22 protein-coding genes and 1 tRNA gene are annotated in these 17,046 nt (G+C 58.3%); 6 read left to right on the top strand and 17 right to left on the bottom strand.

Going from position 1 to position 17,046, the window contains the following annotated elements; all coding sequences use genetic code 11:
• Window positions 1-48 precede the first annotated feature (48 nt).
• From FHT86_RS02745 to FHT86_RS02735, 3 genes are read right to left on the bottom strand one after another with little or no spacing between them, the layout of a single operon-like run.
• Window positions 49-1,446, bottom strand: coding sequence for a DUF1073 domain-containing protein (locus tag FHT86_RS02745; RefSeq protein ID WP_246779365.1), 1,398 nt, complete (start codon window positions 1,444-1,446; stop codon window positions 49-51).
• Window positions 1,447-1,495: 49 nt separating this feature from the next.
• Entirely contained in the window at window positions 1,496-2,980 is a 1,485-nt protein-coding gene (terL, locus tag FHT86_RS02740; RefSeq protein WP_183868517.1) for a phage terminase large subunit, read from the bottom strand.
• Window positions 2,937-3,284 (bottom strand): hypothetical protein, encoded by a 348-nt coding sequence (locus tag FHT86_RS02735; RefSeq protein WP_133705408.1) that lies wholly within the window; start codon window positions 3,282-3,284, stop codon window positions 2,937-2,939. The genes terL and FHT86_RS02735 overlap by 44 nt, the downstream gene beginning before the upstream one ends.
• A 354-nt stretch (window positions 3,285-3,638) precedes the next feature.
• Between FHT86_RS02735 and FHT86_RS02730 the strand changes: the two genes are divergently transcribed.
• Window positions 3,639-4,322, top strand: a complete 684-nt coding sequence (locus FHT86_RS02730) for a class I SAM-dependent methyltransferase (protein WP_246779442.1) — start codon at window positions 3,639-3,641, stop codon at window positions 4,320-4,322.
• Window positions 4,323-4,376: 54 nt separating this feature from the next.
• On the opposite strand, the gene FHT86_RS02725 is transcribed toward FHT86_RS02730, so the two are convergent.
• The 5 genes from FHT86_RS02725 to FHT86_RS02705 all read right to left on the bottom strand — a co-directional run bounded on the left by FHT86_RS02725 (window position 4,377) and on the right by FHT86_RS02705 (window position 6,296).
• Window positions 4,377-5,042 (bottom strand): DUF6362 family protein, encoded by a 666-nt coding sequence (locus tag FHT86_RS02725; RefSeq protein ID WP_133705406.1) that lies wholly within the window; start codon window positions 5,040-5,042, stop codon window positions 4,377-4,379.
• Window positions 5,017-5,433, bottom strand: a complete 417-nt coding sequence (locus tag FHT86_RS02720; RefSeq protein ID WP_133705405.1) for a hypothetical protein — start codon at window positions 5,431-5,433, stop codon at window positions 5,017-5,019. The genes FHT86_RS02725 and FHT86_RS02720 overlap by 26 nt, the downstream gene beginning before the upstream one ends.
• A gap of 56 nt (window positions 5,434-5,489) precedes the next feature.
• Complete coding sequence (locus FHT86_RS02715) at window positions 5,490-5,780, bottom strand: hypothetical protein (protein ID WP_133705404.1); 291 nt, start codon at window positions 5,778-5,780, stop codon at window positions 5,490-5,492.
• A 103-nt stretch (window positions 5,781-5,883) separates the two neighbouring features.
• Entirely contained in the window at window positions 5,884-6,117 is a 234-nt protein-coding gene (locus FHT86_RS02710; RefSeq protein ID WP_133705403.1) for a hypothetical protein, read from the bottom strand.
• Entirely contained in the window at window positions 6,114-6,296 is a 183-nt protein-coding gene (locus FHT86_RS02705; protein ID WP_133705402.1) for a hypothetical protein, read from the bottom strand. The genes FHT86_RS02710 and FHT86_RS02705 overlap by 4 nt, the downstream gene beginning before the upstream one ends.
• 182 nt (window positions 6,297-6,478) lie before the next feature.
• Between FHT86_RS02705 and FHT86_RS02700 the strand changes: the two genes are divergently transcribed.
• The 3 genes from FHT86_RS02700 (at window position 6,479) to FHT86_RS02690 (ending at window position 8,288) form a co-directional block, all read left to right on the top strand.
• The gene (locus tag FHT86_RS02700) at window positions 6,479-7,270 is read left to right on the top strand and encodes a S24 family peptidase (RefSeq protein ID WP_133705401.1); all 792 of its coding nucleotides are present in this window, start codon (window positions 6,479-6,481) and stop codon (window positions 7,268-7,270) included.
• 251 nt (window positions 7,271-7,521) lie between these two features.
• Window positions 7,522-7,905 (top strand): hypothetical protein, encoded by a 384-nt coding sequence (locus tag FHT86_RS02695; RefSeq protein ID WP_133705400.1) that lies wholly within the window; start codon window positions 7,522-7,524, stop codon window positions 7,903-7,905.
• A 2-nt stretch (window positions 7,906-7,907) separates the two neighbouring features.
• Window positions 7,908-8,288 (top strand): hypothetical protein, encoded by a 381-nt coding sequence (locus FHT86_RS02690; RefSeq protein WP_246779364.1) that lies wholly within the window; start codon window positions 7,908-7,910, stop codon window positions 8,286-8,288.
• Window positions 8,289-8,454: 166 nt separating this feature from the next.
• Here FHT86_RS02690 and FHT86_RS02685 read toward each other — a convergent pair whose 3' ends face one another.
• The 4 genes from FHT86_RS02685 to FHT86_RS02670 all read right to left on the bottom strand — a co-directional run bounded on the left by FHT86_RS02685 (window position 8,455) and on the right by FHT86_RS02670 (window position 12,385).
• On the bottom strand, window positions 8,455-8,925 hold the full coding sequence (locus FHT86_RS02685; protein ID WP_133705398.1) for an MEKHLA domain-containing protein: 471 nt from the start codon (window positions 8,923-8,925) through the stop codon (window positions 8,455-8,457).
• Window positions 8,926-9,159: 234 nt separating this feature from the next.
• Entirely contained in the window at window positions 9,160-9,552 is a 393-nt protein-coding gene (locus FHT86_RS02680) for a hypothetical protein (protein ID WP_133705397.1), read from the bottom strand.
• A gap of 732 nt (window positions 9,553-10,284) precedes the next feature.
• Window positions 10,285-11,901 (bottom strand): arylsulfatase, encoded by a 1,617-nt coding sequence (locus FHT86_RS02675; protein ID WP_133705396.1) that lies wholly within the window; start codon window positions 11,899-11,901, stop codon window positions 10,285-10,287.
• A 408-nt stretch (window positions 11,902-12,309) separates the two neighbouring features.
• Window positions 12,310-12,385 (bottom strand) — tRNA-Ile (locus FHT86_RS02670).
• 165 nt (window positions 12,386-12,550) lie between these two features.
• Between FHT86_RS02670 and FHT86_RS02665 the strand changes: the two genes are divergently transcribed.
• Complete coding sequence (locus tag FHT86_RS02665) at window positions 12,551-13,291, top strand: SIMPL domain-containing protein (RefSeq protein WP_133705326.1); 741 nt, start codon at window positions 12,551-12,553, stop codon at window positions 13,289-13,291.
• 125 nt (window positions 13,292-13,416) lie between these two features.
• Here the strand turns inward: FHT86_RS02665 and FHT86_RS02660 are convergent, their stop codons facing one another.
• The 4 genes from FHT86_RS02660 to FHT86_RS02645 all read right to left on the bottom strand — a co-directional run bounded on the left by FHT86_RS02660 (window position 13,417) and on the right by FHT86_RS02645 (window position 15,405).
• A complete protein-coding gene (locus FHT86_RS02660) occupies window positions 13,417-13,755 on the bottom strand; it encodes a hypothetical protein (protein WP_133705325.1) in 339 nt (112 codons plus the stop codon).
• Between the two features lie 280 nt (window positions 13,756-14,035).
• Complete coding sequence (locus FHT86_RS02655; protein ID WP_133705324.1) at window positions 14,036-14,341, bottom strand: hypothetical protein; 306 nt, start codon at window positions 14,339-14,341, stop codon at window positions 14,036-14,038.
• A gap of 184 nt (window positions 14,342-14,525) precedes the next feature.
• Complete coding sequence (locus FHT86_RS02650; RefSeq protein ID WP_133705323.1) at window positions 14,526-14,963, bottom strand: secondary thiamine-phosphate synthase enzyme YjbQ; 438 nt, start codon at window positions 14,961-14,963, stop codon at window positions 14,526-14,528.
• An 88-nt stretch (window positions 14,964-15,051) separates the two neighbouring features.
• Complete coding sequence (locus FHT86_RS02645; RefSeq protein ID WP_133705322.1) at window positions 15,052-15,405, bottom strand: DUF1428 domain-containing protein; 354 nt, start codon at window positions 15,403-15,405, stop codon at window positions 15,052-15,054.
• Window positions 15,406-15,588: 183 nt separating this feature from the next.
• Here FHT86_RS02645 and FHT86_RS02640 point away from each other — a divergent pair, with 183 nt between their 5' ends.
• Window positions 15,589-15,981 (top strand): GNAT family N-acetyltransferase, encoded by a 393-nt coding sequence (locus FHT86_RS02640; RefSeq protein ID WP_133705321.1) that lies wholly within the window; start codon window positions 15,589-15,591, stop codon window positions 15,979-15,981.
• A 14-nt stretch (window positions 15,982-15,995) separates the two neighbouring features.
• Here FHT86_RS02640 and FHT86_RS02635 read toward each other — a convergent pair whose 3' ends face one another.
• Entirely contained in the window at window positions 15,996-16,922 is a 927-nt protein-coding gene (locus FHT86_RS02635) for a LysR substrate-binding domain-containing protein (protein WP_133705320.1), read from the bottom strand.
• Window positions 16,923-17,046: the final 124 nt, after the last annotated feature.

Below are 17,046 nucleotides of genomic sequence, written 5' to 3'. Positions count from 1 at the left end.
CCCTTGGTCGAAATCGACTTTGGTTGATGGTGGTATGCCCGCGAACTACTAGGCGGCGGTGCTTCTCAGCGGTTTGCCCGATGCCGGGTTATGTTCCCCGTTGTTTTCAGGAACAGTCGCTGGCTGACCTACCTGGTCCAACCCGCGGAATTCCTCGATTGCCGCCTCCAGCCCCGGCAACGATCCGTCCTCGACAAACGTATTAACCAGTGCCTGCGACAACGCTTGCCGCGAGATGATCTCCTGTCCGGAAGCTGAACCGAACAAGGCTCGCGCGGCGTCGGCCTTGGTCTTGAACATGTCGGCCTTCTCCTTCTCACTCATCTGTTCCAAGGGCGCCCACGCGTAGTAGATATCTGGATCGCGGACGCCGGTTGCGGAACGAATGAGGCATTCGTCCAGGCGGGACATGGCGGGCGTGAAGTCGAGTTCCTGGATCGCCTGAATGCGATCATGATAGTTCTTCATATCGCCGTCGCCGGTGGCGTTGAGGCCCGCGGGGGATTGGCCGAGCAAGCGGGTGACTGGAATATCGGCGGCACCGGAGACGACCTGCATGAAGGCCATGAGGATGTCAGTCAGTCCTGCTAGCGGCGCACTCTTGCTATCGTATTCTTCCTCGGCATCAAGGATCAGCGTGCCGTTTACCCCCTTAATGGTGTTGGCCAGCGTATAGCGGCGCAACACGGCATCCTCGTAGGCCTGATTGCCTATATTCGCCGAGAACTGCGGCACTTTGATAATGTCAATCTTCGCTTCGAAGACGAGGCTGGCGATATTGGCCGCCGTGCTGTCGGCATTCTTGATGGCATCTAAGGTTGCAGTGAGCACGCTCTCGCCCCAGCCGTGACTGGCCTGCCCCAACGTCCCGCCAAAATCCTCGTCCGGCGCCATGGCGCCGTTGAAGATCACCAGTCGCGACGGGTGGATCGCGACCTGCACTCCGTTAGCGCCGGTCAGCGTGTAAAATTTCGGCCTGCCATACCATTCCGAGGTCGGGTCGCGGTCGATCTCTCCCGCGGCAAGCTGACGACGCGTCAGCACCGTCAGATGCTTCAATCCGCCTTTGCCGATGCGCTCGACATCAAGCGGCCGCGAGGGATCGGCGTCGCCGGCGCCGATGAACAAAGCCGCGCCACCGAAGAGCCGCCCCTTCTTAGACGCTTCCAGTACTTTGCCGCGCAGGTTCAGCCGGCGCTCCTCGGCCTCGATTGCCCCGATCTGATCACTCTCGGCCTGCCAGTTGCGCCATTTGCGGCAACTATCCAGCGCTGGAATGTCGACGATCTTGCGCGGCAGCCAAGAGCCACGGTAGGCGGCAATGATCTGTTCGTCGGTCAAAATTGGCTGGGCATAGAAGACCGAGGCTGCCTTGTCTCGGTCGGTCCCCATGCGAGACGCAAGGCTCACCAGCCCATCGCGAACCATCGAGAGTACGTGTCCCATGGATTATCCTTTGGCATTTATGTGATGGACTAGCCCTCATCCGGAAGGCCTAGAAATTCTTGAAGCTGAAGGAGGAGCCCAGCGCCAACTCGTTCAGCGCGTCGGCGAAAGCATCCACCTGATCGTCGAACTGCGCATTTGGAAAGGCGCAGACTTCATCGAGGAACGCCTCATTCCAATCACCACGCAACAATTTGACATTTCCAGCCTCCGCCTGCGCGGAAGCCGGCTTGGCGCGCGTCGCCTTGTCACCGGTGATGGACAAAACCTTTATTGGAAAGCCGGCAAGCAGCTTGATCTTCGTTTCGGCATCGGCCTTGCCGGCGGCACCGGGATCCTGAGGCATGCGGATCATCACCGTCGGTCCGTCCTGCGTCCCCATGTTCTTCAAATTGCGCTCGACCTCCGCCGGCGACCAACGGCCACGGGCGATAGTTTCGACATAAAAGACGCCATTGGCCTCAGCCATGCGCAGCCCCACCGTCCAGTCCGGCTGGCGGCCCGGACGTTCCTTCGAGGCCGCAAAATCCCAGGCGCGACAGCGCTTCGCGCCCGCCGGCACGGCATCGACGATTTCGAAGTCGCCACGCTGGAACAAGCCGCCGGAGCGCGGGGATGGCCGCTGTTGAAACTGCCCAGCGACGGCATAGGAACCGAGGGGCACCTTATCCCGCTCCACGACGGCGCGCGGAAACCGCTCGGGAAAGAGCAACTCGCCCTCCTCCGTGCGCGGATCGGCAAACCCGATCGATGTTCGGCAACGACGCTCCGGCTCGAACTCCATCGGCAACATCAGATGCTCGTAGCCGAGCCCAAGCGTCAGGATCGTGCCGGAAACATCCGCCTCGTGCAGTCGCTGCATGATCACGACAATTGCCGAACGCTGCGGATCATTGAGCCGCGTCGGCACGGATTCACGGAAGGTGCGGATGGTCGACAGCCGTTCCGCTTCGGATTCCGCACCATCGACGGAATGCGGGTCATCGATGATCACTCGGTCGCCACGCCCACCCGTTAGCCGTGAAAACGGCACGCCCTGGCGAAAGCCGGTGCGTGTATTGGCAAAGGCCGTCTCGCCCGTCCTCGTCAGCTTAACCCGGTCGCCCCAGAGCGTCTGATACCATTCCGAGGCGACGAGATCGCGCATGCGCCTGTTATCGCGTTTGGCATAGTGTTCCGAATAGGATGAGCCGAGATAACGCATCTCCGGCATGTTCTTCGGTCCCCATTCCCAAGCGGGCCATAAGACACCGCAGAGCAGCGACTTCATCGTCCCAGGCGGCACGTTGATCAGCAGCCGTGTGATCTCGCCGGACGTCACCGCCTCGAGATGTCGGCAGATGGCGTCGATATGCCAACCATAGACATAGTCGACGGATGGTTCGATCACGTGCCAGGCCTCGCGGACGAAACCGACAAGCGACTGACACCGCGCCCGAATACCCTCGGCATCCTCGGCAATCTGCCGGGCGAGTTCGGCCTGCTCCGCCTCAGCCTTGCGTCTCGTCTTCTCCTCGCGGATCGCTGCCATCATCGCCGCCGGGTCCGGCAAGCGGACCGAAGAGGGATTCGAGTGTCGCAAGCTGCTCATCCGTGGCATTGGTTAAGTCGATCGTGAAACTCTGGCCGCCCTTGGCCCCGCCACTTTGGCGTTCACTCGGTTTCTGGTGAACGTAGGATGCGGCGATCTTCGCCATTTCATCCCGCCGTTTCTGATCCGCCTCGTCGTCGCGCATGACTTTCAGCATATAGTCGAGCGGCGTATCGCCGGCGGACACGGTCTTGCGCCTGCGGACACGCGGCTTGCGCGGCGCGACAGGCTTGTCGGCAGTGGACATGCTTTGGAATTTCCGATGGAACGTTGAAAGGAAACAAGCGCCTGACAAAGAGCCGCTTGCGGTCAACAGTGCGTCGCTGCAACTGTTCTCATCATGCCAAAATCAATACCCCAATTCGGCGCAGTTGGCGACACCCTTGATCGGCAAGGCGGCTGCAAGGATTGGGAAATCTTTGACGACGCCACAGATAATCATTTGAAATCACATCAAAATATCGCATTCTATCGTCCGACGATCGAAGCAAGATTACTCTCCTCCTCCCTCGAAGCGGCTTCAGCATCAGACGAGCGAATGACCAATAAACACGATCGACATCATCCCGATCAAGATCTCTTACAGATCCGCACGATACCTATGAGCGAATGGGATTCGAAGATTGACGCAGCGCGGAACTTCATCTCCGCCAATCTCCCCGTCCTGCCTGTCCCTTCAATTCCAGAGATTCGCCTGCATAAGGCCGGACCGCAAAGCGGCTTGTGGCGGCTTGCCGAGCAGGATCAGGAGTTTGGCTCACCCTACTGGGCGCATTATTGGGGTGGAGGATTGGTACTGGCGCGGTATCTTCTCGACCGGCCTGACGCCGTCGTTGGCCGCCGCGTGCTCGATCTGGGAGCTGGCTCAGGCATTGTCGGCATAGCGGCCGCAAAGGCAGGCGCAACGGAGGTGGTCGCGGTCGACGTCGATCCCTATGCCGTTGCCGCCATGGCGTTGAATGCCGCCGTCAATGACGTGACAATTCTACCGGTTCTTGCCGATCTGACGAAAGGCGAGCCTCCCGCCGCGGACATTGTCTGCGTCGGCGATCTCTTTTATGAGGCCGCGCTTGCCGAACACGTTACCGCATTTCTTTACCGTTGCTTGCAGCAGGGTATCGAAATCCTGATCGGAGATCCATGGCGCGCCCATCTGCCGCGTTCGCGCCTGCGATTGCTGGCGGAATATGCCGTGCCCGATTTTGGCGATGCCTCCGGTGGCTCGAGGCCAAGCGGAGTATTTGCATTTGAGGGGGACCCGCCGCAGCAAAGTCGGGGCGGTTAACATCAATCCCAACGGCGAAAGCCCCGGGGTTGGACCGGGGCTGAGCGCGCGAGCTTAAGCTCTCATCTTTGCACGCCGCCGATTCTCTCGTTCCAGTCGCTTGGCCAATGCCGCCAGTTCCGGGCTGGCCGCATCGAATACCGGCTTTGCGTCTTCCGGCAGCCAATGCGTCTCATGCTTCACGAGCGGTGTTTTCACCCGCTCGAGACTGCCACCCGAATTCGGCATCATCGGCGATATGCGTGACCAATCGGGTTCCTGCAGTGAGGGCGAAATTGCGAGCAGCGCATTGGCGACGCTTTGAAATTCACTCTGAATCCGCCGCTCTGCCGTTCGCCTCACCCGGCCGGTCTTGCCACAAAAATCGCGGAAGGAACCGGCGACATGGGGCGCGGCAAGACAGACCGACCATCGGGAAAGCAGGATACGGCGCTCCTCATCCCTGACATGTGTCAGCAGCCAACCTTGCAGCACTTCTTCGGCACGACTGATTGCCGCTGCGTTCGGGCGATAACGGATGCGAATGTCGGCATGATCGGTTGGTTCGGGAAGAACATCCGGCCAAAGCGTGCGCACCTGATCGGGGCGTACACCGCGCACGTCAAGATGGATCATCGTGTCGGCAGCCTCAATGAAACGGGCACGAACTATCAGGCTTAGATCGGCAATCTCAGCCGCGCGTTCCGACAAGTCATCAAACTGCAAGGCGCTGTGGTGCATCAACTCGTTTCTCCAGTTCCCGATAGATCAAAATCCGAAGCGTCGCGCGTACCGGCCACGGCCGCCGCGCCACGGCGTCGGCGCGCAAAGCGCCAAGCGCGATATCGTCGAAGGCGGCCAGCAGATCGCCAGGCCGTTGCAGCGCCCAATCCTGACGCTGAACGAGGATGTCGGAGACGGCTCCAATCGTGTCTGACCATAGTTCGTCACGATTGTTGCCGGTCTGGCGAATACAGCGCAACACGAAGACCAGATGTCCGTCGCCGTGCTGCCCCCTAATCTCCTGCATTGTGCCGCGCGCATGGCTTTGCGCCGGGGCGCGACGGCGATGAACCGGGACCAACTTGATGCCGAGGCCGTCAAGAAGAGTGTCGAGCCTGCCTTTGCTCATGGGTATATTGCCTCCCTTCCGGAAGAAAAATGAACGCGATCAGCGGCAGTTTTTGGTCATGCCACCTTCCCGTTCGCAGCTCCGGCATCGGCAAAAGGATGCTTAGGCTTGAATAGGGCGTCCGCCTTTGACATCGCCTCCACCCTCGCCCCATCGCGCAGCATCGGTGTGTTGAGATAAGCAACCATCGCCTCACCGGCCGCCGCCTTGGCCGCATCCTGGGTCGAGAAGACGATGGGTTCGCCGCGATGGTCCCTCAGGACTTCATTCGTGGCGCGGTGGACCTTGCGTATCCAGCCGAGATGACCTCCGGCGACAGCTTCAGTACCGATTTGAAATTCATTCACGGAAACCTCCTCTGGCCGCCTCGGGCCAGCTCTTCGAATTAAATTTTAGAAGTGGTTCAAACGCCTAGCAGCAGGCCGTCCGCGCTCACGGCGCATGGAATCTCTAGCGTGGCCCGAATGACCAAAGTGCTCGACGCCCTCTTTGGTTGGCCTCTCGCTGATGCTCATCTTCGGTCATCCGGAAATGGACCAGATCTCCCTCCAGCGCTCCGCTGGCATCATGCTCTTCGCTGTCAGATATCCATGACGAAATGATCGGCTTCAGAGCCGCAAGAACACAGATCAGGAATAGGGCGGCACCGACACAGGCAAGAAAACCTTGAATCATCTCGCTCATATCGCCTTCTCCGTACCGGGCTTGCTCCCGATCGAACCGGGATCGAACATCTCCGTTGGCTGCACGTGCTCGTCGCAGCTTTCACAGTGCCGCTCGATCACCTCCGCAATCGACAATGCCCGGCCACAGCCGGGGCAGCCCCAGAAGAAGTCGAAATAACCTGAGCTCAAATCCAACATTCGGCCCTTCCTAGTCGAGATCATACGATCACTCCCAAAACCCTTGTTCGCCGAACGCAAACCGCCTCGGCACTTCAGCCTGCAGCAAATTTCGCCGCCGACACCTTGATAGACACAAAATATGTTGTTATTAATGTCGATGTCAACATGATTTATGTTAATTATTTTGCGAGTGTTGGATCATGCAGAAATCCATGGGCGAACGACTGAAGGCGGCGCGCGAAGCCGCAAATTATTCCTCGGCGACGAAGGCGGCGGAGGCACTTGGTATCGGCCTGTCCACCTATCGGGCTCACGAAAACGGTCAGAACGAATTCGGACCCGAGATCGCCGATCGCTATGCCAAGAAATTTGGCACTACTGCCGGCTATCTTCTGACCGGCGAAGGTTCAAGGAAAGTGGAGCGGCCAGGACCACGCATGGTGGTCACCTCCTTCGATCCCGATGAACAATACAATGAGGGATTTGCCGAGGGCGGCGAAGAGCTCAGCTACAGCCGGGAGCATTGGCAGCCGAAGATCGAAGGCGCGACGCCGGAGGTGGACGTCAAACTCGGCGCCGGCAGCGGCATTGTCGGCGAAGTCATCAATCTGCCAGTCGGCGCGGGCAATGTCGCTGGCCACAAGATCGTTGCGGAATGGCTCATTCCTTCGGGCTATTTGCGCAACGAGGCAAAGGCATCGCCGAACCATACCATCATCATGGAAGTGATCGGCGATTCCATGCAGCCCACCTATATGCCCGGCGACCGCGTGATCGTCGATCTCTCGCAGAACCAGATGGCGACCGACACGGTCTATGCCATCAGCGACGGCTATTCAGAACCACAGATCAAACGCCTCCAGCGCGTTCCCTTCACCCAGCCGAGCCAGGTCAAGATCATCTCCGACAACCCGGCATTGGAAACCTTTACGGTGGAATTGGCGCGGCTGACGATCATCGGGCGCATCTGCGGGCATATTGCCAGGAAATAGAGCGGCACAGCTCTTCCCCTGCCCCGTCAGCCATCCGCTTCCAGCTTACGCGAAGCGAATCGACAGGGTGCACTTAGCGGAAACAAAAGAACATCTATTGTGTTTTTCTTCAATCAAAAGACACAAAATATGTTGACACATATCGTGCCATATGACAGTTTGCCTTTCACGAGCCGGCGGCCCGAAACGGAATGAGCCCGCGCAAGTCTGGGGATCTTGCGTGAAGTCAGCGAAACCGGATCGGAGGTCGGATGAATATCGATGTTGCAACCCAACGGGTGCAGAAAGGGAAGACGTCATTCATGCCTGCGATACCCGATGTCATGACTACCGCCTGGACGCTCTACCACCAAGACACGCGATTATGCCGGCCTTCGACCGCGGCCGCCCGGCGTAAATGGTTCGCCCGTGCACTCTCGAGGGCTTGGAGATGGGCACGCCAACAAGCAACCGAGGCGACCAAAACTGAAGACCAGAGCCGAGCCGAGCGAATTGCAAACTTATGGCTGGAATTGCTGCGCATCGACGCCAGACCCTTTGGGATGTCAATTGCCAGGGATCGGGCAACGATGATGGAGGAGATCCATCACCTGTCAGCCAAATCGCTCGTATCAGTTGCACAAATGGCCGCGTGATGATGTCTGCCGCCGTTTTTTCTTGTGAATACTCATTCGACGAACTCACTATCAACCTCTGCGACCGCTGGGAAACGGGCCTGCTCCTCTACGGCAGCGCCGAATTGACATCGGCAGGAGACGGTTACGATGGCGAGTTTTATGTCTCCGCGATCCGATTGGACGGAGGCGCGCGGTTGGCACGGCCGAACCACGTCAATAACGCAGGCGGCTTTGAGGCCGAACTGTTCCGGCGCATCGCCGCCGTGATCGAAAACGACAGGACATCTGCCGGCCGTCACGCCGCCGAGTTCTTCTCCGCCGAATATGAACAGTCTAGTGAGACCGATTACGATACAACTCGCGAAATCGAACAGGAAAAGGCATTGGAACCGGTGGCTTGATATCCCTGCAGATTTCCCCTGCCACCAAAGCAAGGGGCGGATCAACGGCGTGAACTTCCGCCGATTCGCGACGTAGAAGCTGTCATCGTCGCCATCTATCGCGTTGTCACGGCTCTAACCCGGCATCAGATTGCTCCTGCGATAGCGGGGCTCCCGCCGACCCGGTCTACACGTCTTTCCATTTCGAAAACGTCGCCGCCTGCCCGCGCCGATTTCCGTCGCGATCGATGAGCTGCCAGACGATGCCGTCTTCCATCCAGAAACGCCGTCCCGATTTTGCAATTCGCAACCCGCGGTAACCCGAGATAAAACCGTCGCGTGTAACCGCATCCAACAATTGCTGACGTTCGGCCCGATTGGGAAGCTCAGCCGAAAGACGCGACGGCAAAGTGGTAAATTCGTCCCAAGGATATTCGAAACAAGCCTGGCCGGCTTTATTGGCATAGATGAAACGCGGATCAGCGTCGGTATTGTGCGCCACGACCACAAAGGGGGCATCGTAATAAAGCCAACCCGGCCCCTGCCCCTCGCCGACAAGAGGCCTCCCGACGATATGGGCATAACTTCCGGTGAGCAGATCGAAAAACTCGCGATCAACCGACAAATCTGAGGCGTCGCGTTCGGGATTAATGATCATGGAGTATCTTTCCTATCGAACACATCTGGCTTTTCTCTAAGTCAGATGTGCCGGAAACCAAACAGGAAATCTTGCTATAGCTTGTTATTGGTCTAGTCGCATGAATTCGGAAATGGTGGGCCGCGCCCAGAACGAGTTGCATCGCCGTGGCGACGTTCGTGAGCCGGCGCCAATAGAACCAGCACAACGAACACCGCTGCATGATTTCGCACAGGCGACGACGAACGGTCGCCTTCAATTGTCAAATGGCGGCTCGTAGGTCTGACAGTTAGAAAGACGGCAGCTGCCATCTTGCGCGGGAACCCAGTCGTCGGTCGCAACGTCTCCGGAAGCACAATATCGGCTGTCGCTGACGTATCGGTCGTATAAAGTCCCCGAAGCGCGCGAACCGGGATGGGTGACGATGACGGCCCCTTGAGTATTAATTATCTGACGCAGCTGGGAGCAGGAGTGGCTCATTGAGCTCACCCGAGATATCGCGCTGGCGGGCGTGCTGGCACCGACGGCGATGAGAAAGATACCGAATGCGATATATTTGCTTTGGGACGCGATCATAGGAGCGATCCGATCGCCTACGGGGTGACCGTTCGCGGCGATGGTGCGCTGTGATTTTCCTTTTAGATGCATTTTCTTTCTCCACTAACTGCCGGATGTTGACAGCGGAGAGACTGCCGGCGTCGCGCTACAAAACCATTTCGAACCTGGAGAAGTCGATTACGGCTGTAAGACGGCGTCCGAAGCCTCTATTCGATCGTCCGCAGAAACGCCACACCCCACCGCTACGGTCGCCCGCCTTCCATGACTATCGGTTGAAGGGCTTTGAAGTGCGCTAAAGAGGCGTGCGGGAGGTTCGTAGCGGGTGTCTTCAATGCTGCCAACCGTACTCTCGACTCGAGCGGGCACAAGATACCACCAGTGCACAGAGCGCCGCAAAAACCCAAGCCCCATGAGGATGAGCGCAACCACAAAACACCAAGCTTCAGGCGGGAGATCGTGCCGCCCTTCATGCCGAGTAACCTCACCATTGAGGAACCCGGCCAACGACCTGACCTTCAACCCGAACTTTTCGGACTGGATCATGGGATGGCCGATCGGGTGGACCGATCCGATGCAGCCGGTAACGGGGTGGTCTCTCTGGCTGCAACGTATGCGTGGCGAACTCTCAAAGATGCCCACTTTGAAAGGACTTTAAATAGGGTTTGAGAGGACATCAAAGACCGTTCGAATTGCGGAATTCGGTAGAAATGCCGCTGGGACATCCGTGAGCGCTTTGCGCCAGAAGCGGACCTTGGCTTGGCGCTCCCGCAGGTCCGCTTTGGAGGTGTAGTAAGTCGAGCACTCCCGTCTTAAGGGCCGGATTTACCCGCCCATCGAAGCCTCTTCCATGTTTTCCAGAACCTGGTCGATCGAGAAGCTACCGGGCTTCTGCCTCGGCGGGAACTCCCTGAACGTCTCGAGGAACTTGGCCACATAGGCCTGCGCTGGCACTAGTACGAACAGATGCTCAACCCGCCATCGTTCGTAGTCCATTCCCTCCTCATCCGCAGTCTCAAATGGATCGGAGCGAAGATTGAATAGCTTCGGAAGACGCAGGGGCTCAAACTGGTCCTGCCAGACGTCAAGCCCATGAGCACGTTGCTCGGCGAAGACAATTTTCCATTGAAGATAGCGGAGCCCGACGAGACTTCCGTCATCCACGAAGTAGATGAACTCTTTGCGCGGATCATCGCCGGTTCCTGCGAGATAATCCGTGATGTTGTAGCCATCGAGCCGAACCTTGAACGTCTTAGCACCGACCGTGTGCCCAGTTAGCAGCTTATCCTTGATGTCCCGATCGCCGGCTGCGGCGACCAGCGTCGGTATCCAGTCTTCGTGAGCGATGATCTCGTTGTAGGTCGTCCCCGGCTTTATGACGCCCGGCCACCGAACCGCGCAGGGCACGCGATAGCCGCCTTCCCAGTTGGTGTTCTTCTCACCGCGGAACGGTGACTGGCCGCCGTCCGGCCACGTGAACTTCTCCGCACCGTTGTCGGTGGAGTACATGACCACAGTGTTCTCTGCGAGGCCGAGGTCATCCAAGGCCTTCAGCATCTGCCCCACCATCGCGTCGTGCTCGACCATCCCATCGGGATATATGCCGAAGCCCGTCTTGCCCTGGCTCTCCTCCTTTAGCCGCGTCCAGACATGCATGCGGGTCGCGTTCCACCACAGGAAGAATGGTTTATCCTGCTCCTTGGCTCGATTCAGGAAGTCGATCGCGGCATCGGTCACCTCCTGGTCGATCGTCTCCATTCGCTTCTTGGTAAGGGGTCCGGTGTCCTCGATGCGGCCGTCGGCATAGGTGTGCAGGACGCCGCGCGGCCCGAACCGTTTCTTGAACTCGGGATTCTTCGGGTAGTCAGGGTGTTCCGGTTCGTCTGAGGCATTAAGGTGGTAGAGGGAGCCGAAAAACTCGTCGAAGCCATGCGCCGTCGGCAGATGCTCGTCCAGATCGCCGAGATGGTTCTTGCCGAACTGCCCCGTCATGTAGCCGAAGGGTTTCAGCAAGTCTGCAAGCGTGGGATCCTCGGCCTGCATACCTTCTTTGGCGCCCGGCAAACCGACCTTCAGAAGACCCGTTCGATAGGGTGACTGTCCGGTGATGAAAGCGGCGCGTCCAGCGGTGCAGCTCTGCTGGCCGTAGTAGTCTGTGAAAAGGCCTCCTTCCTTGGCGATCCGATCAATGTTCGGCGTCTTATATCCCATCATTCCCTGATTGTAGGCGCTGACGTTCCAGTAGCCGATGTCATCGCCCCAGAGGATCAGAAAGTTCGGCGGCCTTCTGCCCGGCGCGGCTGCTTGCTGAGCACTGGCCGAAGGCGCACTTGAAGCGAACGCAATGCCCCCAAGGGCAAACGCACTGGCTCCGAGCAACAGCTCCCGGCGGCTGGCAGAGAATGAAGCGGCTGCGGATGTCTTGTTGTGGTCGTCACTCATGGCACTTACCTCCTTCGCCGTTGAATGGACCGTGATTGTGGATCTGTCTGCCGGACAACCTTGCGCGCGACGAGGCTAAAAGGAAATACACATGCGGAGAAAAGGGTCCATCGTTGCCAACTTCTGCTTTGAGGGACGAAGCAGATGCAGGGGAGACATCCGACGGCCGACGGCGGCTGGCTAGAACCTAAAAGCTGACTGGTCGTGAAAATGGAAATTTGCAAAAGCCGGTGACAAAATTGCAAAAAGGCGCGACCGGCTACAATGGCGCGACCGGCTACACCCTGCATGACATCAGAAATTCCCGAACGTCATGACAAAATTCCGGAAATTCGCGACCGGTTACACCCACGTCGGGCCCACTCTTGGGTGGGCTCAAGCCCGATTTTATAATGATTAGAAGGAGGATGGTGGGCCCGGAGGGACTCGAACCCCCAACCAAGCGGTTATGAGCCGCCGGCTCTAACCATTGAGCTACAGGCCCGGCACGATTAAAAAATGATCGTGCATGCAGCACCGGGGCAATGGTTCCCCGGGAGCCGATTTGGCTCTAGCCCAATTTGTCTTTTCCCACAAGGGACTGCCGCAATACCTTCACAATCAATCCGCAAAAGCGAATCCGAAGGAAACACCAACCAAGGAATGAGCCATGGCCCTGATGAAAACCAGAGATTTTGTTTTTGCTGCTCTTCTCGGCGCGACTCTCCTCGTGCCCGCCACCCGTAGTTTCGCCGAGGACGCAAAACCGCGAGAGGCGATCATCACTGTCACTGGCGAGGGACATTCGGCCATTGCGCCGGATATGGCCGTTGTCACGCTCTCGGTCGTCAAGCAGGCAAAAGCCGCCCAGGACGCGCTCGATCAGAACAACAAGGCGATGGGCGCCGTGCTGGCAACGTTGAAGGACAGCGGCATTGCCGAGCGCGACCTGCAGACATCGGGCTTCTCGATCCAGCCGCAATATGTCTATCAGAACGACAAGAACGGTCAGCCGGTCCCGCCGACACTAACCGGTTATCAGGTGACCAATGGTCTGACAGTGCGTGTTCGGGATCTCTCCAAGCTCGGCGCCCTCCTCGACCAGGCGGTCAACCTTGGCGTCAACCAGGGCGGTGATATCCAGTTCACCAACGACAAGCCGGATGCGGCGCTCGAAGAAGCGCGAAGGAACGCCGTGGCCGATGCCGCGGCCAAAGCAAAAACGTTGACCGACGCCGCGGGTGTCAAGCTCGGTCGCGTCATTTCGATCAACGAGGGCGCCATCGTCACGCCGCCACAGCCGTATATGCGCTCCATGGCCACGGCGTCCGCTGACAAGGCGGTGCCGGTGGCGAGCGGCGAAAACACCTATAACGCCTCGGTCAGCATCACCTACGCAATCCAGGAATAGCCGCAAACAAAACCGCCCTTCGCTCATGTCCGACCGGACAGAACAAAGGGCGGTTTCGTGGCCCCCGCCGATAAAGCGAAAGCGTCAAGCGGTGGCCGCCGGACGCAATATGTCAGCAAGCGAAATCAGCGGCCAAGCAGCGGGCAACCGCGAACATTGGCGAACATCATCGTATCCGGACCACGGCGGCCGAAACCATCGACAATGACGCGACGCGGCGTCACGTCGACGACGCGAGCGCGCCGCAGGCCATAGCTGCGGGCAACATCCATGGCTTCCCGCGGATCGCAGCCACGGCGGTCGTAGCGCGGCGGCGGGTTGTCGTAGTCCGGCGGTGGCGGCCGATGACGACCTGGGCCGATATAGATGTCGACGCCCTGGGCGGAAGCATATCCCGCCGTGCCCGTCAGCGCGGTGACGGTGATCGCGGCTGCGATCCCCAACTTTGCCAGCAATTGTTTCATTGTGTCCTCCATGGAGCGAGAAGCCTCTCTCAGTATCGCGCGGCATCCCTGAGTGAGGGCCTTGGGAGTAACGGCACGAAACTGAACAAGTTCAGAATCAACCGTTCATACGCTGTTCAGGTACAATGAAAGCAAAAACGAGGCCAGAGACGGAATCATTGAGCAACAGAAAATAAAAGCCGTCCCTTTTATGAGGACGGCTTCACTAATCTTGAGATATCGCCAAGGTATCGCGATCGCAACGGCAAACGCTCATGCTATCTGCCGCGAGCTACCGACATCAGCGGCGGATCAGCGGGCAGCCCGACACGTTGGCGAAAACGACGCGGTCCGGACCACGGCGGCCAAAACCTTCAACAACGACGCGGCGCGGCGTGATGTTTTCGATATTGGCGCGGCGCAGGCCCATGGCGCGAGCCTTCTGAATGGCAGATATCGGCGAGCAGATGCGGCTGTGATAGGGGTCGTAGCGCACTTGATGAATGCTGGCCGAAAAGTCATTGGCGGATGCCGTGGAAACGGTCGCGGAGACGGCGCCGAGCGTGATGAGAGCTGCAATGCCCGCCTTGGCGAAAAGACTGATCATGGGTGTTTCTCCTTCAGGTCCCTGCTACGGATCGTTGCGATCCCGATATTTGGCCCGATACTTCGACCCGATATCCGTGGGATTGGAGCCACATTAGGTCAGCCAAGCTGAACCGAACACGAATTGTCCGTTCAGATTGTATTCAGGACAATTAACAGTCGGCTTACGCGAATTTTTTGAGGATTCAGGCGGAGAGATGCAGAATGATTTGGCGCCGATGCGGCCGATCACGATGCTCGAAAAGATAGATGCCCTGCCATGTGCCGAGCGCCAGACGGCCGGCCATCACGGGGATGCCGATCGACACCTGCGTCAGCGCTGCCTTGATATGCGCCGGCATATCATCCGGCCCCTCCGCCGTATGCACGATCCAGCGCATGGAGGGGTCAGAAGACGGCGGCACGAGCCGGCGGAAAAAGGCGTTGAGATCTGTCTTCACGTCAGGATCGGCATTCTCCTGGATCAGAAGGGAACAAGAGGTATGGCGGACGAATACGGTCAGCAGTCCCTCACCTGCTCCTGAGCCTGCCGAAGCGGCCGCCCGGACGAAATCCGCCGCCTGCCCTGTGAATTCGTAAAGTCCTTGACCATGGGTGGACAGGGTAATGACGGTCTGCGGCATGGCATCTTCCGGTGGTGATCATAATGAGCCGCCTGAGGTCGGCCGCGGCAACCGGAAAGTCAAGCCCGGTCGCCGTCGCCAAGATAAATCAGAGCTGTAGAAAGATATCGAAACCGCCGTAGATCATACGCTTGCCATCGAAAGGCATGTTCGTCATCTCGTCCTTCAGCCGCGGATCGGCCATGACCTTTTCCAGCACGGCGTCACGATGCTGGCGAGTTTCATAAGTGATCCAGGAAAAAATAACGACCTCGTCTTCCTTGGCCTGCACGGAGCGGGGAAAAGACGTCAGCTCGCCATAGGGCACATCATCGCCGATCGACTCGACATAGCTCAGCGCACCATATTCCTTCCAGACGTCGCCGGCCTTCCGCGCCAACGCCTTGTAGGTCTCGATCTTGTCTTTCGGAACTGCAATAACAAAACCATCCACATAGGGCATGGCAGTCTCCTTTGTTCTGTTTCCACCCTCAAAGGACGACCGACTATAGCGTGATCCGACAAGAGATGCACTTTTCCATTCCGATTACCCGAATGTCGTCAGCCTTGTGTGCCCGTTGCGTCCGCTCGCGATGCGAATAAGCTTGGCATTCCAGTTTCATAAACAATCAGCGAGGGGATGGTTATGACGATTGAATTCAGGACCGACCCGTATCCTGAAAACGAGGCGCTCAACGCCTTGTGGGCTACGGCTTGGAACGACGCCGCCGCGCGCGATTTCTCGCTGATTCTATCAAGAAGCCTCACCCATATCGGCGCCTTCGACGGAGTGCGCCTCGTGGGCTTCGTCAATGTCGCCTGGGATGGTGGCATACATGCCTTTATCCTCGATACCTGCGTCGCCCCCGAATTCCGTCGACGGGGAATAGCAACCAGCCTTGTCGAAATGGCAACGAACGTTGCGCGCGAACGCGGCGCGGAGTGGCTGCATGTCGATTTCGAACCGCATCTTGGCGGCTTCTACCGGAACCTTGGCTTTGCTGCGACAGAAGCCGGCTTGATCAGGCTGCGCGATTGACGGCGATCGCCCTCTCAAGCAATTGCGTTGACCCGAGATATCAGCCAATTGCGAAACAATGCCGCCGATGGGTTTTGCAAGGCATTCGGCGGATAGAGCAGATTGTAGCTGACGGCTGCCGGCTGAACCTCCACGAAACAACGCACCAACTGTCCCTCCGCGAGGTCTTTCGCGACAAGAGAACTACGAACCAGTGCAAAGCCGAGGCTGTCTCGACATGCTCCAAGCATATCGGCAAAGGATTCGAATAGAGGTCCGTTCTCCGTCGCCTTGCCGATGTCGAAATCCGCTATTCTGTCGCCGCTATCATGACCAACCACCTGCTCGTACCAGCGCTGCCAATCCAGCACGGTATGCCGCATGCCGGAGTAACGCAGCAGGGGCGCCGCCTTTATGGCGTTTCGCTTCGGCAACCGCTCAGACAATTCTGGCGAGCTGACTACAAACTCCTCATCCAGCAGTAGTTCTTCCAAAACAAGCCCGGCCTCGGCTCGCCCGAGCCAGATCGCGAGATCGGCGCCGTTAGGCCCGAAATCGGGTCGCTGATAGCCGACAGTCATCTTCAGCTCGATGTCGGGGTAGCGTTGGCAAAAGTCCCCGAGCCGCGAAGCCAGCCATTGGCTCGAAAATTCCGGCGTCACCGACAGCGTCAGGGTGCGAACCGACACGCTCGCCCGCGCCTGATACAGCGCTGTCTCCAATTGAGAGATTGTCTCTACAATCGCTGGGTGGAGACGCGCACCCAGCGGCGTCAATCTTGCGCCTGACCGGCCGCGATCGAAAAGCTTGCCGCCGATCCAGCCTTCAAGCTGTGAAAGCTGATGACTGACTGCAGTCTGCGTCAACCCCATCCTCTCGGCCGCACGGCCAAAACCACCGGTTTCGGCGATGGCGCAAAATGCCTGCAAGACGGCCAGCGGCGGAAGCGGTCTTTTTCCCATGAAAATCCTTCATGTATGATTGCTGAAAGCTTCATTATACATCGCAGATTTCCCGCCGCATCCTTTTAAATCATGAGAGCATACGGCTTATGAAAGATGAGAACTATTCATGGATTCATTCTGA

Origin of the sequence: Rhizobium sp. BK313, assembly GCF_014193655.1 — a bacterium.
Lineage (GTDB): Bacteria > Pseudomonadota > Alphaproteobacteria > Rhizobiales > Rhizobiaceae > Rhizobium.
This window is presented reverse-complemented; position numbering and strand designations above follow the sequence as displayed.

Excerpts from the sequence above, each read along its gene's own strand:
- FHT86_RS02745 (WP_246779365.1), bottom strand. The coding sequence starts at position 1,446 with ATGGGACACGTACTCTCGATGGTTCGCGATGGGCTGGTGAGCCTTGCG.
- terL (WP_183868517.1), bottom strand. The coding sequence starts at position 2,980 with ATGATGGCAGCGATCCGCGAGGAGAAGACGAGACGCAAGGCTGAGGCG.
- FHT86_RS02735 (WP_133705408.1), bottom strand. The coding sequence starts at position 3,284 with ATGTCCACTGCCGACAAGCCTGTCGCGCCGCGCAAGCCGCGTGTCCGC.
- FHT86_RS02730 (WP_246779442.1), top strand. The coding sequence starts at position 3,639 with ATGAGCGAATGGGATTCGAAGATTGACGCAGCGCGGAACTTCATCTCC.
- FHT86_RS02725 (WP_133705406.1), bottom strand. The coding sequence starts at position 5,042 with ATGCACCACAGCGCCTTGCAGTTTGATGACTTGTCGGAACGCGCGGCT.
- FHT86_RS02720 (WP_133705405.1), bottom strand. The coding sequence starts at position 5,433 with ATGAGCAAAGGCAGGCTCGACACTCTTCTTGACGGCCTCGGCATCAAG.
- FHT86_RS02710 (WP_133705403.1), bottom strand. The coding sequence starts at position 6,117 with ATGAGCGAGATGATTCAAGGTTTTCTTGCCTGTGTCGGTGCCGCCCTA.
- FHT86_RS02705 (WP_133705402.1), bottom strand. The coding sequence starts at position 6,296 with ATGTTGGATTTGAGCTCAGGTTATTTCGACTTCTTCTGGGGCTGCCCC.
- FHT86_RS02700 (WP_133705401.1), top strand. The coding sequence starts at position 6,479 with ATGCAGAAATCCATGGGCGAACGACTGAAGGCGGCGCGCGAAGCCGCA.
- FHT86_RS02695 (WP_133705400.1), top strand. The coding sequence starts at position 7,522 with ATGAATATCGATGTTGCAACCCAACGGGTGCAGAAAGGGAAGACGTCA.
- FHT86_RS02690 (WP_246779364.1), top strand. The coding sequence starts at position 7,908 with ATGTCTGCCGCCGTTTTTTCTTGTGAATACTCATTCGACGAACTCACT.
- FHT86_RS02685 (WP_133705398.1), bottom strand. The coding sequence starts at position 8,925 with ATGATCATTAATCCCGAACGCGACGCCTCAGATTTGTCGGTTGATCGC.
- FHT86_RS02680 (WP_133705397.1), bottom strand. The coding sequence starts at position 9,552 with ATGCATCTAAAAGGAAAATCACAGCGCACCATCGCCGCGAACGGTCAC.
- FHT86_RS02675 (WP_133705396.1), bottom strand. The coding sequence starts at position 11,901 with ATGAGTGACGACCACAACAAGACATCCGCAGCCGCTTCATTCTCTGCC.
- FHT86_RS02665 (WP_133705326.1), top strand. The coding sequence starts at position 12,551 with ATGGCCCTGATGAAAACCAGAGATTTTGTTTTTGCTGCTCTTCTCGGC.
- FHT86_RS02660 (WP_133705325.1), bottom strand. The coding sequence starts at position 13,755 with ATGAAACAATTGCTGGCAAAGTTGGGGATCGCAGCCGCGATCACCGTC.
- FHT86_RS02655 (WP_133705324.1), bottom strand. The coding sequence starts at position 14,341 with ATGATCAGTCTTTTCGCCAAGGCGGGCATTGCAGCTCTCATCACGCTC.
- FHT86_RS02650 (WP_133705323.1), bottom strand. The coding sequence starts at position 14,963 with ATGCCGCAGACCGTCATTACCCTGTCCACCCATGGTCAAGGACTTTAC.
- FHT86_RS02645 (WP_133705322.1), bottom strand. The coding sequence starts at position 15,405 with ATGCCCTATGTGGATGGTTTTGTTATTGCAGTTCCGAAAGACAAGATC.
- FHT86_RS02640 (WP_133705321.1), top strand. The coding sequence starts at position 15,589 with ATGACGATTGAATTCAGGACCGACCCGTATCCTGAAAACGAGGCGCTC.
- FHT86_RS02635 (WP_133705320.1), bottom strand. The coding sequence starts at position 16,922 with ATGGGAAAAAGACCGCTTCCGCCGCTGGCCGTCTTGCAGGCATTTTGC.